The sequence below is a fragment of the Rothia sp. HMSC062H08 genome (assembly GCF_001810775.1).
In the GTDB taxonomy this organism is placed as follows: Bacteria; Actinomycetota; Actinomycetes; order Actinomycetales; family Micrococcaceae; genus Rothia.
Genome location: NZ_KV802674.1, coordinates 21341 through 34844, shown reverse-complemented (window position 1 = coordinate 34844; position 13504 = coordinate 21341). Strand labels below are relative to the sequence as shown.

General features: G+C 62.6%; 8 protein-coding genes. 2 read left to right on the top strand and 6 right to left on the bottom strand.

The features are described 5' to 3' along the window. Positions 1-55 precede the first annotated feature (55 nt). On the bottom strand, positions 56-1207 hold the full coding sequence (locus HMPREF2765_RS07390) for a pseudouridine synthase (protein ID WP_070605038.1): 1152 nt from the start codon (positions 1205-1207) through the stop codon (positions 56-58). 570 nt (positions 1208-1777) lie between these two features. Between HMPREF2765_RS07390 and HMPREF2765_RS07385 the strand changes: the two genes are divergently transcribed. After that, positions 1778-2362 (top strand): TetR/AcrR family transcriptional regulator, encoded by a 585-nt coding sequence (locus HMPREF2765_RS07385; RefSeq protein ID WP_005507171.1) that lies wholly within the window; start codon positions 1778-1780, stop codon positions 2360-2362. A 276-nt stretch (positions 2363-2638) separates the two neighbouring features. Here the strand turns inward: HMPREF2765_RS07385 and HMPREF2765_RS07380 are convergent, their stop codons facing one another. Continuing rightward, on the bottom strand, positions 2639-8185 hold the full coding sequence (locus HMPREF2765_RS07380) for a DEAD/DEAH box helicase (protein WP_070605035.1): 5547 nt from the start codon (positions 8183-8185) through the stop codon (positions 2639-2641). A 147-nt stretch (positions 8186-8332) separates the two neighbouring features. Here HMPREF2765_RS07380 and HMPREF2765_RS07375 point away from each other — a divergent pair, with 147 nt between their 5' ends. After that, positions 8333-8920 carry a malonic semialdehyde reductase gene (locus HMPREF2765_RS07375; protein WP_049340324.1) on the top strand — a complete coding sequence of 196 codons (588 nt, stop codon included), beginning with the start codon at positions 8333-8335 and terminating at the stop codon, positions 8918-8920. A 152-nt stretch (positions 8921-9072) separates the two neighbouring features. Here the strand turns inward: HMPREF2765_RS07375 and HMPREF2765_RS07370 are convergent, their stop codons facing one another. From HMPREF2765_RS07370 to HMPREF2765_RS07355, 4 genes are all read right to left on the bottom strand, one after another. Then, positions 9073-10005 (bottom strand): DUF4232 domain-containing protein, encoded by a 933-nt coding sequence (locus HMPREF2765_RS07370; protein ID WP_049350511.1) that lies wholly within the window; start codon positions 10003-10005, stop codon positions 9073-9075. 2 nt (positions 10006-10007) lie between these two features. Further along, positions 10008-10328 (bottom strand): 2Fe-2S iron-sulfur cluster-binding protein, encoded by a 321-nt coding sequence (locus HMPREF2765_RS07365; RefSeq protein ID WP_005509285.1) that lies wholly within the window; start codon positions 10326-10328, stop codon positions 10008-10010. A gap of 293 nt (positions 10329-10621) precedes the next feature. After that, entirely contained in the window at positions 10622-11887 is a 1266-nt protein-coding gene (locus HMPREF2765_RS07360) for a cell wall biosynthesis glycosyltransferase (protein ID WP_070593010.1), read from the bottom strand. Then, complete coding sequence (locus tag HMPREF2765_RS07355) at positions 11887-13473, bottom strand: DNA repair protein (protein WP_049340329.1); 1587 nt, start codon at positions 13471-13473, stop codon at positions 11887-11889. Before HMPREF2765_RS07355 ends, HMPREF2765_RS07360 begins: the two co-directional genes overlap by 1 nt. Positions 13474-13504 lie beyond the last annotated feature (31 nt).

Genomic DNA, 13504 nt, shown 5'->3' with positions numbered 1-13504 from the left:
AGACCGCCGAGAAGATGCACCGCAGGGAACGGGGTGAACGCCATTCAAAAACCGGTTAGGAGACGGCAGTGAGTGAGCGGCCACTGTACAAATCCACTCGCTCGCCGGTGATGGGATGCTCAAAATGCAGACTGTACGCCAGCAACTGCAGCGGGTACTCCGGGCGGTCTGGCGCGTCGGGTAGCACCTGCGGGTAGAGCACATCGCCCAGAATGGGGGCGCTGAGCATATTCAGGTGCGCCCGCAGCTGGTGCGTCTTGCCGGTGTGAGGCGCCAAATCATAGAGCGCCCATTCTCTATTCGGTTCCGCGCGCCAACCAGCAACCGCCTGCGCGCTCGGAGTGAAAGTCCGCAGAATCTTCGCGGTCGTCAGCGTATTCGGCTCCACACCATGCGCCGCGCACTCTTGCTCAGAAAGCTGCTGAACCTGCAGCTGATCACGAATCTTCTGAAGATGCGAACGCACCTGCAACCCTTGCGCACTCAACGCCTGCTCGGCGGCGGCAGCATCGGCGGGAACCGGCGCCACGGCACGGTAAGTCTTCGACACCTGACGGTGCTGAAACATCATCTGGAAGGGGCGGCGCGCCTCCACGGTCTTAGCAAAAAGCAGCACGCCCGCGGTCGGGCGGTCCAGGCGGTGAATCGGAATCAGTAGCGGGTTCTGCTCGCGCACCCGCAGCTTGGTCAGCGCGGTCTGCGCAATATAGGCGCCGCGCGGGGTGGTCGGCAGAAAATGCGGCTTATCAATCGCCAGCACGTGCTCATCCTCGTAGAGCACCGGCATGTCGGAGGGTAGCTGCGGCTCATCCGCAAGCTCGCGGAAATACCAGATGCGCTCACCCGGCATATAGGGGCTATCGCCGGTCAGAATCGTGCCATCGTCTAGACGCACTTCGCCGGTATTAAAGCGGGCGTGAATAATCTGCGGGTCGTTCGGGTAGAAGCGCGCAATCAGGTAATCCGCAATGGTTGCCGGAGCCGTATTGTTCGGGGTGGTGTTGCTCGGGGTGAGCTCGGCGGGGAGCTCCTCCACGCGCGGCAGGATCAGCTGAATTGGGTCGATACCGTTCTTCTGAGCCAGCGGAGGGGCCAGCAGGCGGCGATGTGTGCGGCGTGCAGGCTTTGCCTGATAGGCGGGCTGTATTCCCTGCTGTGTATCGGGGCGTGCGATAGGCTGCGTGCGTGCGGTGTTCTGTACGGGCATGGCTCTACTCTACCGCCTGGGCGGGGTAGGTTCGGAGGCAAGCTGGAGGCGTACTGAGTGAGTTGGGCTGAGCTACGTGCGGGTGGAAATATTACCGTGGGCTTGGGTGTGGGGTTGCGGAAGACAGTTTTGTCTGACACTCATGAATGTTTGTGTGAATATGTGGAACAGAAAACGAAAACTTCACAAATTTTTGAAATTATTGGACATTTAATTTAAAAAAACTACATTAATTTTACAAAAAATAGCGTTTAAGTGCGGTATTTTCGAAAATGCTGTCAAATCATAAATCAATAACCCTCAATTTAGCCCCTTTGGTTTTTCTAAGTATAAAAGATGTAAAGCAATTAAAGACATGCTAACCTGGGCACCCTACGTCATAAACGCCTTAATAAAGGCTGAAAGTAGCCTTAAAGCGGTACGGTTAAGACACAGAAGTTCGATATTTCGAACGAAGGGGTCGAAATGGGACAGAAACAGCGCAAGGATGCAGAGGTTAAAGGAACACCCCCAAATACAGCGGTGCAATCGGACAATTCCAAAGCACCGGAAAATGCGATAGGAGAGGTTATGGAACATTCACAAAAGAATGCGGAGCCTCGCACCGGTGCCCTGCGTATGGAGCCGCACGAACGCGAAGAGCAAATTCTGAAAATCGCTGCAGAACATTTCGCTCGCCGCGGCGTGCTCGGTGCCTCCATGAGCGCTATCGCCCGCGATGCAGGCATTACCCGCGCCCTGCTCTACCACTACTTCCCCGGCAAGGACTCCCTGGCGGCCGCTGTCACCCGACGCGAAGCCAACGCAGTCCTTGAGGCCCTGGGCGAGCATCACGAAAACCCCGAAGAGGCGTTGCGCAATGCGCTACGCACGTACTTCCTCGTTGTAGCCGGCGTTCCCACCCCCGGTGGGGAGGACTTCCCGAACAACCCTACCGACTACCTCGAATGGATGCTTGAACGCACCGGCATGCCGATTAATGACCGCACTCGCGTCATCCTCGGAGGCTGGTTGCAGCTCGTCGACTACTTCGCCATGCACGTCGTGCAGCTCAACCCCCGCGATCAGCGCACCGTTCGCTCCCGCGGGCTCGGGCTCGAAGAAGCTATCGACCTGTGCCTGGGTGCCGTTGACACCCTCACCGGCGGCTACTAGCCACCTGTCACCCTAAGAGGTAACAGGTCAGCGTAGGACTTCCCGCTCCGATGTTTGGTTACGTGCTCCACGGCAAAGGCGACGTGGACATCCGGGCGGTTATTCCTCCACCACGCCGCTTGCGACGTGGTGGAATCCGGGAACACCACCCGGTTCGTGAGTAGGGAAACATAATGCCCCGCACCCCCTTCCGTGAGGGTGCGGGGCATTATAATGCTCAGGTTGAGGTTGAAGAAAATAGTTTTACTCTGAGGCTAAGCTTGAGGCTCGGTTCGGCTAAATGGAACGGCGTAGTGATAGGCCACGAACCGTCGCGTAGAACCCCTGCGCCTGCAGTGCCGCACGCAGCGCCTCCACCGGATGCTCCATAACCTCGCCGCCGGAGACACTCAAGGTATGCGTGCCCAAAAGCTCCACATCGTTAACCTTCTCCACCGAAATCTTCTCCGCACCACCGGCGGACACCAGGCGCGCCAGGGCGGGGGCCGCCGCCTCCAGAAGTATCGGGTCGGTTGTGAACGCCAGCAGGGTCTTCGCGCCGCGCTCCACGTACAGCACCGGGGCGCCATCCACCAGCACCACGCAGGCGCCCGCCTTGCGTGCCGGACGGTGCTTCACAGTCCCCTCGTGTGCAAAGGAGGGAATCGCGGGCCAGCTCAGCGCCGCACCGTACGGGTTCGCCGGGTCGGTCGCCGCCAACAGGGTCACCGTGAATGTGCCGTACACCTGCTCGGTATCGGTACGCTGCGGGGTGTAGGCGCTCGCACCAAAACCCTGTGTTGCACCAAAACCCTGTGGACCTGCGGGAACACTGAGGCTATCAGCGGTAGAACGTAGCAGGTCCACCGTCGCGGGGGCGGCAAACTGCGCCGCGCCCAAACCCTCAATAAAGTAGCCGCGACGCACCAGCGCACGATCTTCAGCCGCCGAATAAATCCGGTACAGTTGCGAGAACCCGCCAGCAGAATCCTCCACCTGCAGGCACCCTCGAGTCAGCACACCGTAGCGGTCCAGTAGCAGGTCGGCGCGTGCGAGCGCCGCAACCGTCGCCTCCACCGGCTCCTGCAACAGCGTGTCCACGCGCGAGAAGCGACCGCTATCCTGCGGGGCAACGGCGGGAGCGACGGCATGGAGCCCGCCGCGCAGGGAACGCAGACCGCGCCCGGCGGCAGGCGCAGAGTAGCCGCTGGAACCATAGCTATCAGCGCCGTAACCGCCCGCCAAGCCGTTACCCATGGAGGCGCGCGCCGCCGCAATACGACCCGCACCGCGGCGACCCACCCGCGACAGACGCGCGGCAGGTGCCGGAGTCGGATGCGCACTGCGGACACCGGCAAGTACCGCTCGAACCGGAGCGAAACTATCGTTCGTCACCGCACCAGCCCACACCAGGCGCCACAGCGCCGCCGAAACCTCCGCCGCATCCGGGAAAGTCACCACCTGACCGGCAGGTGCCGCCACGCTCATCAGCTGCGCCACTCGCTCACGCAGCGCCGGCACGAACAGGCCGCCGTGAGCCAGCGCCTCATAGATGGCGTGCTCCAGCGTGCCCGGAGCCTGCAGTGCCTCCCAAAGCTCAGGGTTCTCCGCGCGCAACAGCTGCTCCGGGTAGTCCTCACCCAGGGTCAGCGAGGAACTCTCGCTCAAGTGCAGGCGAATCCAGCCGTCAGACTTCTGCGCGCTACCGCCGCCGAGCTGCCCGGCGCCGGTGAAGAACACCCTGCCGCTTGCCATAAGCTCGTCCAGCATGTGCGGCTGGTAGCCGGGCACGCGCGCCGGAAGAATCAGCGTCTCCAGCGCGGAAGCCGGTACGCGCACACCCGCCAGCTGGTCGATGGCGGTGAGCAGATCCTCCGTGGCGGAGGCGGAATCTTGTCCCATATGTTCTGCGCCGTGCTCAGCTAACGGGTTGGGTGCTGCCGAGCCGAGGGGTGCCACTCTCTCGCCTACCACCGTGGCGGCGCGGCGGGAAGGCATGAACGCACCGTAGGCGCTCGCCTCCGGCAGGGTCTGCGCAACCCGCACAGATAAAGAACGAACGTTCTGCCATGAAGGCAGGAAAACGCCATAGACCTGCGCCGATACCGGCTCAATCTCCTCACGCAACGCCGCCAGAGAACGGGCGCGAATCGTGCGCAAAACCTGCGCATCCACCCACTCAACACCAGCCGCCCCGGAGGCACGCAGCACCTCGGGCAGGAACTCGCCAGAGCTCAGGCGGCGCTGCTGCTGAAGGCGCTGCAACACCGGAGTCAGCACGCCCACACCCACCGGGGTCAGGCGCGAAAAATGCTCCGCCGCCTGCTGCGCCGTAAAGGGAATATGGGTGCGCGCATAGCGAGAAACCAGATCCTCTAAAGGCTCCGCAACCGGCTCCAAAAGGGCAGTAGGAAGCGCCGCGGCGGGCATAATGCCCAGTCCATCGCGCAGACGCGCGGCATCCTCAACCACCGCATAGTACAGCTGCGGCTCGGCGGAACCATCGGCAGCTCCCATGAACGAGAACGCACGGCGCGAGCGCACCAGCTCCTCCGCTAGAGCACGCGCCTGATCCGTGCTGGCGTGCGCACTGTACTCCTCGCCGTAATCTTCGGAATCTTCATGCTCAATGCCGGGTGCCGCCGCCAGCAAGCTGTCAGCCCGCAAACGCAGGCTCAATTCCTGCGCGCTCAACGGGCCCAGCTGACGCAACAAATCCGCCACGCCCTCCACACCGCAGGCGCGGTAACGCTCACCCGTGCGCTGCAGACGCTGCTGAGTCTGCACCAGAACCGCCGGGTCCAGTAGCTCGCGCAGACCGCTCGACCCCAGCAACTCAGCCAGCAGAGCCGGGTCCAGTGACAGCGCGGCGGCGCGGCGTTCGGCGGCGGGCGCATCGCCGTCGTAGAGGTGCTCGGCAACGTACTCAAAGAGCAGGGTGCGCGCAAAAGGCGAAGGGTCGTTCGTCTCAACCTCCAGCATGGACACCGCCCGAGACTGCAACGAACGGTGCACCTGAACCAGCGCCGGAACATCGTACACATCCTGCAGACACTCGCGTGCCGTCTCCAAAAGCACCGGAAAATCAGGGTACTTACGCGCCACATCCAGCAGCTGCGCCGCACGCTGACGCTGCTGCCACAGCGGGGTGCGCTTACCCGGATCACGGCGCGGCAACAGCAGGGCACGCGCCGCATTCTCACGGAACCGAGACGCAAAAAGCGCCGAATCGCCCACGCGTTCGGTGACAATCGCCTCCAGCTCGTCCGGGTCGAAAAGGAACAGATCAGCGCCGGGCGGCACATCCTCCATAGCGGGCAGACGCAGAATCAAGCCGTCATCACTCGCCATGACGGAAGCGTCCACCCCGTACCGCTCCTCAATGCGGGCGCGTACCGCCAGCGCCCAGGGTGCGTGCACCCCGTAGCCGAGCGGCGAGTGCAGGACCACGCGCCAATCGCCCAGTTCGTCGCGGTGCCGCTCTACAATCATGCGGGTATCGGAGGGGACCGCCCCGGTGGATTCGCGCTGCTCACGCAGGTAGGCGAGCAGGTTATCGACTGCCCAGGTGTCCAGTCCGAGCTGTTCGAGTTGCTGGCGGGCGGCGGCGCTATCGGTGGCGTCCAGGCTGGAGAGGGCGCGCGTGAACGTACCCGTCTGCACGCCCAGGGCGTAGGGGCGGCCCATGCGGTCGCCGTGCCAGAAGGGCAGGCGTGCGGGCTGACCGGGTGCGGGGGAGACCCGCACCGCGTCATGCGTAATTTCTTCGATGCGCCAACTGCTCGCGCCGAGGGTGATGACCTCGCCAGCACGGGATTCGTACACCATTTCCTCGTCGAGCTCACCCACGCGCTTAGGGCCGCGCTCCTCATTGCCGCTGACCAGGTAGACGGGGAAGAGCCCGCGGTCGGGAATCGTGCCGCCGCTGGTGACGGCGAGGCGCTGCGCACCCGGGCGGCCCTCAATACTGCCGGAGGGGGCTTCCTCGGTGGGGGTGCGGTCCCAGATGATGCGCGGGCGCAGTTCGGCGAATTCGTCGGAGGGGTAGCGTCCGGCGAGCATTTCGAGTACGGAGTCGAAGAGGGCGCGCGGCAGTTCGGCGTAGGGCGCGCTGCGGCGTAGCGCCTCGTACCAGGAGTCCACGCTGATGGGGCCCAACGCACAGGCGGCGACGGTCTGCTGCGCGAGTACGTCCAGGGGGTTGGTGGGGATGGCAAGCGGCTCGAGGGTTCCACTGCGCATTCCGGCGAGGGTGACGGTTGCGCCGAGCAGGTCGCCGCGGTGCTTGGGGTAGAAGAATCCGCGCGAAATTTCGCCCACGCGGTGTCCGGCGCGGCCCACGCGCTGCAGTGCGGAGGCAACCGATGGAGGTGCGGCCACCTGGATTACGAGGTCCACGTGGCCCATGTCGATGCCCAGCTCCAGGGAGCTGGTGGCGACCACGCAGCGTAGGGTTCCGCCCTTGAGCGCTTCCTCGATGAGGGTGCGCTGTTCCTTGGATACGGAGCCGTGGTGCGCGCGGGCGAGCGGTGGCACCTCGGCGATGTCGCAGATGCCTGCCGCATAGTCTTCGGGATCAATTCCCTGCTTCGCGAGGACGCGGCGCAGGTGAATATCGTTGAGTGCCGCGGTGAGTTTTTCCGCTAGTCCGCGCGAGTTAACGAAAACAATCGTAGAACGGTTGTTCTCAATATGGTCGACGATGCGCTCCTGCACACGCGGCCAGATGGAGGTCTCGGGGTGCTCGCTATCGGCGGTGTCTCGCAATGCCTTTTCGCGCAGCTCCCCTTCGTGCAGTGCTCCCTCACGCAATGCCTCTTCCTGGATGGTGAGCGTATTTTTGGGCGCGGTGTTATCGCCCTGTCGCGCCGGGTTTGCTTGCCCAGTTTCTTGCGCGGGTTCCTGCGCCAGGTTTGCCTGCCCGGGGAATACGCCAATGGCATCTTCCAGCGTGTAGGGCGTGCTTGCCGGGGTATTCGCTGCGCTGGGGGCAGGCTGTGCCGCGCCCTGCGCCGAGCCGGCAGAAGTTGAGCCCCCGCCGCCCGGCACCTCCGAGGGCGCATATTCTGATGGGGCGTAGAGCCCCTGCCCGTAGTCGTTGGCGCCTCCGAGCGCCGCCATATCGGGCACGGGCACACTCAGGCGCAGGTCCCATTCTTTGGCAACCGGGCGGCTCATGATGGTCACCGGCTGAATGCCACCGAGGAACCGGGCGACCGCCTCCGGGTTTTCGACGGTTGCGGAGAGACCAATGCGCTGTGCGGGCTTTTCGAGGAGCGCATCGAGGCGTTCGAGGGATACTGCCAGGTGCGCGCCGCGTTTGGTGGCGGCAAGGTTGTGAATCTCATCCACGATCACGGTGGTCACGCCGGCGAGGGTGTTGCGGGCGGCGCTGGTGAGCATGAGGTAGAGGGATTCAGGGGTGGTGATGAGAATGTCGGGTGGGTTGCTGATGAGTTGGCGGCGTTCGCGTGCGGGGGTGTCGCCGCTGCGCACGCCCACGGTGATGCTCGGCTCGCCAGTGTCGTTGCCGCTCAGGCGGGTGATTCCGGCGAGGGGCGCGCGTAGGTTGCGTTCGACGTCCGCACCGAGTGCTTTGAGGGGTGAGATGTAGAGGATGCGCGTGCCGCCTGCAGTTCCGGCTTCGTGTTCGCGGTGTAGGGCATCGAGTGCCCAGAGGAATGCGGCGAGGGTTTTGCCGGAGCCTGTGGGGGCGATGATGAGGGTGTTGTTGCCGTTGCGGATGTTCTCCCAGGCGCCTTCTTGGGCGGCGGTGGGTGCGCTGAAGGTGGCGCGGAACCAGTCGCGTACGGGGGCGGAGAAGTGGGAGAGTGCGTCGGTCATGTATCTATTATGGCGGGGTTTATGGTGTGCGCCTCTTGAATTGTTGGGGGCTGGGGGAGGAAGATGTGCTTGACAGGTTCCTAACAAGCCCGTAATGTTTTACTTGTAAAGTAATTGACTGAGAGAACAACACAAAGGAGCACCACCATGACCCGCCTGAACGACGAACAGCTCATCAACCTCTTCCACGAGCCGCGCACCGTCTCCTCCTTCACCGAGGAGCCCGTCACTGACGAGCAGCTGCGCCGCATCCAGGAACTGACCTTCTACGGCCCCACCGCCTTCAACAGCCAGCCCCTGCGCATCACCTGGGTCAAGAGCCCCGAGGCACGCGAGCGCCTCGTCGCACACCTGGCAGACGGCAACAAGGCTAAGACTCAGGCGGCACCGGTCACCGCGATTCTCTCCGCAGACGCAAACTGGGTAGAGCATGCTGACACCTTCAACCCCAACGCTGCCGGCTTCATCAAGGGCTTCTACACCTCCGAGGAGCTTGCTACCCCCGCCGCTGAGCTGAGCGCTCACCTGCAGGCAGGCTACTTCATCACCGCGATCCGTGCACTCGGCCTGGATGCCGGCCCCATGACCGGCGCAGACTTCGCCGGCATCAAGAAGGAATTCTTCGCGGACAACGCAGAAATCCCCTTCCTGGTCGTCAACCTCGGTCACGGCGAGGCGCCCGCATACCCGCGCGGTGCACGCTTCAGCCACGATGAGGTTGCCCGCTCCCTCTAAGAGTGCGCGGCTACCGCATAGCTAAAGCTAAACCCTAGGTTTATAGACAGTTCAAGGGCGGTTCCCCATCGAGGGGAACCGCCCTTGAACTATATGCGAACTATATGCGCACACAACGTGCCAGAGATGTTGTCACATCTGCAACGGGCGCGTTAGCGGGCACCAAATTGACCCACCGACAGCTGCGGAACAGACGAGGAACATGCGGTCGTATCCAGCGGAACAATCACGCCACCGGAACCGGAGGGAAGACCCACCAGGAAGCCCTGAACCGGGCGGCTACCGCAATCGTCACCGAAGCGTGCCGGGTACACCGAACGCAGTACCGCGGTGGTGCTATCGCCGGGGTTGAGGGTCACTCCCGCAGGGTTCATGTACTCAGCAGAGGCGGATGCCTCACGGCCGACCCAGGTTCCCGAGGGGCCCGCATGGACCACGCGCGGGTAGCCGCGCAGGGTGCAGGGGGAGTTCGAGGAGTTCTGGAAGTACAGGGTGTAGTTTCGGGCGCCGGGGGAGCCTTCTCCAATGGCAACCGAAACGTTCAGGTCGTCCAGATCGCACTGGGTCGGTCCCTCAGCAGCGTTATTGTTGGAGGAGTTAGAGGACTTCTCCGAAGAGCTCGAAGAATTCGAGGAGTTGGAAGAATTCGACGAGTTCGAGGAACCGGAGGAGTTCGAAGAGTTGCCCGAAGAGCGAGAACCCGACTGCGAAGACGAGTCTGAGCTCTTCTGGGAATCCTGCTGAGAATCAGAGTCGTCCGACTTGTTCTGCTCGGAACCCTCGTGGGAGGACTCAGAGGAATGAGAGTCAGAGCTCTGCTTCGACTCGTGAGTCTCGGTGTGGGAGGAAGACTCGTGGTGTTCCGCGTCGGGGGAGTTCACCACGGTAATGGAGCCCGGGCTCACCGAAGGGGTAGCCCCGTCGGAGGCTACTCGAATCGTGCCGGGCTTGACCGAAGCTGATGCGCTCGGATTTGCCGAGGTACCTTCAGCTTCCTGACCGGCCTGGGACGCGCCGCATCCACTGAGCGCTAGCACGCAACAGAGGAGGGTGGTTGATGCGAGTACCTGAGCCGATTTAAACATGATTACATCGCCGCCTGCATTTGGATTTCTGCTCCGTCCATACCGGGGGCGTACTCGACCTGGCAGCACAGGCGAGAGTACTCGTTGGCGACATCGTCGACCATGTCGAGCAGGTCCTGCTCAGCTTCGGTGCGCTCACCGGAAGCCTCGAAGTGCTCGGGGTCGATGAAGCCGTGGCAGGTAGCGCAGGATGCGTTACCACCGCAGGTTGCGAGGACCGGCACGCCGTTAGCCTGGAGGGTTTCCAGGAGGGTGTGGTGGTCTTCCCACTGAATGTCGTAGTTTACGCCTGCTTCGTCAGTGACCTTAATCGTTACGCCCATGCGTTCTCCTTCTTCTGTAGTGATGCGTTTCTATTGTAGAGGTAGGGGCTGTTATTCACCGTACTTTGTGGCGCATCCCCAACCCTACCGTCACGCATATCACGGGAACGCATATTAATTTTTATGCTGAATAGCATGTCTGTATTGCCCCCAGTCTACCCCGTATTGCCCTGACAACGCGGGATATAGGCGCATATGAATACTGCCCCCAGATGCAAAGACATGCTGGGGGCAGTATAAAGAACCGGCACGCGGGCGCGCTTCAACGGCTATGCTTCAACTGTGACGAAGAGCTACTCGGATTCCTTCTCCGCCGTCTTCTCCGCGCTCTTCTCGGCGTCCTGCTTTTCTACGCTGTGGTCATCAGTATTCTGGACGCTTCGTCCCGGACCGCGCACAATACCTCGCACGCTATCACGCGGGTCGGCGTAGCGCAGGTCGATACCGAAGGTATTGCGGATCTGGCGTGCCGAGTTCAGGTGCCAACGCTGCGAATCCGAGGGAGTCACCGAGGTGACCGCCTTCTGCCCCGGAGCCAGCTTCTCGTGGCGGATATCGTAGTGCTTACCACCCATGGTGATGGTGAAGCCGTGCTCCTGCAGTAGCTGCACGAACGCATCCACATCGTGCGGAATCTTGCGGCCGCGCTGCCTCTTCGTACCGCTCATCCTCGGCTGCGATTCGAAGGGGTTACGGCTGGGCGCGGTGCCGCGGCTAATACGAATCACCTGCTGGTCGGAGTGCGAGAACTCCACCTGGTAGCCGTTGAGCGAGTACACGGTGCGGCTACTGCCGGGAATCGGGCGGCGGTCCTCGGCCTCATCCAGGATGCGGGCAATGTACTCGCCGGTCAGTCCGAGCGATTTGAGCTGAGCCTGAGCCTCGGGGGAGAGCTGGTAGCCTCCGGCGAGAGCCTGCAGCGGGCGTAGCGCGAGCACCTCGGCGGTCAGGGGGTTGAGCACCACCTGGTAGCCTTCCTCTTCATGCGTGTAGAGGGTGACTTCTCGGCCGTAGCGGTTCTCTTGCGCGCTTTCTTGAACCACCGTGCTTGCGGGCGATTCGATGATGTCCAGCAGTAGCTCGTAGGTGAGGCTGTGGCGCATCATATAGTCCATCACGCCCGGGAGCACGCCGTAGATACGGCGGCGCGGCGGCACCTCGCCGTAGAATTCCTTCTCGATGCGCGCGGCAATACGCTGGTTCTCCAGCGGCACCTCGGTCAGCGGAATGAGGCGCTGGTTGGAGGGGCGAATCTTGGCGCGTGCGGCGGCGGGCTTGGGCGCCTGACGGTATGCGTCCACGAGTGCCTGCTGTTGCTCTACGAATTCCTGGGCGATGAGCGGCAACAGGGTGAAGTAGAGCTCTGCCGCTTCGGGCTTGAGCGCGCCGTTCTCATCGAGTAGGGACGCGCCGTCCTTGGAGAGCAAATCCCACGGCTTATCGTTTGCGGTGCTTTCTTCTGAGCCCTGGTTGTCCCGGTAGCTATAGGTTGCGAGGGAAGCAAGCTCCTGCAGGCGAACGTACACCTCAAGAGGAACGGTAATCTGCTTAGCGGACATTATTTCTCCTCCTCGGTGGTGTCTGCCCGAGCTGCTTTATCTTCTGCCTGCTTTGCCAGGGTGTTGCTGAGCTCTTCCAGCTGCACCTTGCGCAGGGTTTCTGCGTGCAGGTTGTGGAAGTCCGCTGTCTTCGCCAGAGCCATAACGGTCCGCTCATCGGGCGAGATTGCGATTTCCAGGCCCTGCGCCGCGTAGATGCGGGTCCAGCCTTCAGCCATACGCACGCTCTCGGGGCTGCTCAGCGTCTGGAGCATCAGATCGAAAACGAACGGCGGGTTCTTCTTCAAGAAGGTGCGGGCGCGCTCGCTGAACTCAAGTTCCAGGGCGTTGAGCGAGGTGTATTCGCCCTGAGCCAGGGAGGTTTGCGCCGCCTCGTTGTAGTCGGCGTCGTATTCGTCGATGACGGTAATGACTTCTGCGGAGGCGGTGTTCACGTCAACCCGGTAGTCGTCGTGGGTGAAGCGAATGGTCCAGTCGTTGATGCGTTCTGCTTTACCTTCGCGCAGGATGGCGCGCACGAGCTCTTCGCTGATGTTTTCGCGTTCAAGGCGGGCACGCAGGCTCGGACGCAGGCGGTAGGGGTAGGGGCGTTCGCGGTCCTCAGCGGTAATGGCGCGAGGTGCTGCGGCGACCGGCTCTGCGGCGGGAGCGCTCGGGGTAGGCGCGGCAGGCTTCGGCGCACCTGGTTTCGGCGCGGCAGGCTTCGGGACCGTAGCTATCGGTGCAGCGTGGCTGAGCACGGGCAACTCTTCAGCAGATACCTGTTCGGTACCCGCTACCGACTGCGCGGCTTCCGGGGCGGCGGCTTCGGCCGCCTGCTGGCGGGCGCGCAGACCCTCCAGGTACTCTTCGATGCGCGGCGGTCGGTAGGTGAGCGTGGACTTGCGGAACATACCGGGGGAGGGGGCACCGGGAGTCGGTGCGGCAGGCTTCGGCACTGCAGACGTAGGAGTTGCGGGTTTGGGCGCAGCTGGCTTCGGTACAGTGGGCTCGGGTGCCGCTGCTACAGACGTTGCAGCGGTAATCGTTGCCGGGCTCGGCACCGGTGCGGTCTTTTCTGCGGGTGCTTCTTCCGGCACGCTGGGAACCGGGCTGGGGGCTTGCGCTGCGCGGGCCGCAAAGAGCGCGGGGGAAGGCGCAGGCTTCGGGGCTGCAGGCTTGGGCGCAACAGAAGCGCTAACTTCAGCATCCTCAATTACTGCAGATTCTGTGGGGTTAGGTTCAACCTCAACATCAGCCGTAGAGTCTGCGGTAACTTTGGTTGTCTGCTCCTCATCGCTGAGCTCATCGTCGCCACGACGCAGAGCGGCAACGAGTTCCTGCCGGGAGGTATAGGGAATGATTTCCTCGGGAGAGTCGATATATCGGGGGAAGTTCTCGTAGAGAATCTTCGCCGCGGCTTCAAAGAGCTTCTCCGTGGTGGCGTTGGCGGCGGGTGCGCAGGGGCAGAGTAGTTCCTGGTGTTGCGCGTCATAGAGGGACCAGTGGGCGCATCGTTCGGTGGGCGGGAAGTAGTCGAGTGTTCCAAGGTCGGCTATATCGATGAGTGCACCTATCAGGGACTGCGGAATGGATAGCTGTGCCATAGTGCTCCTTCGCGTTGTCTGCTCTCCAGCC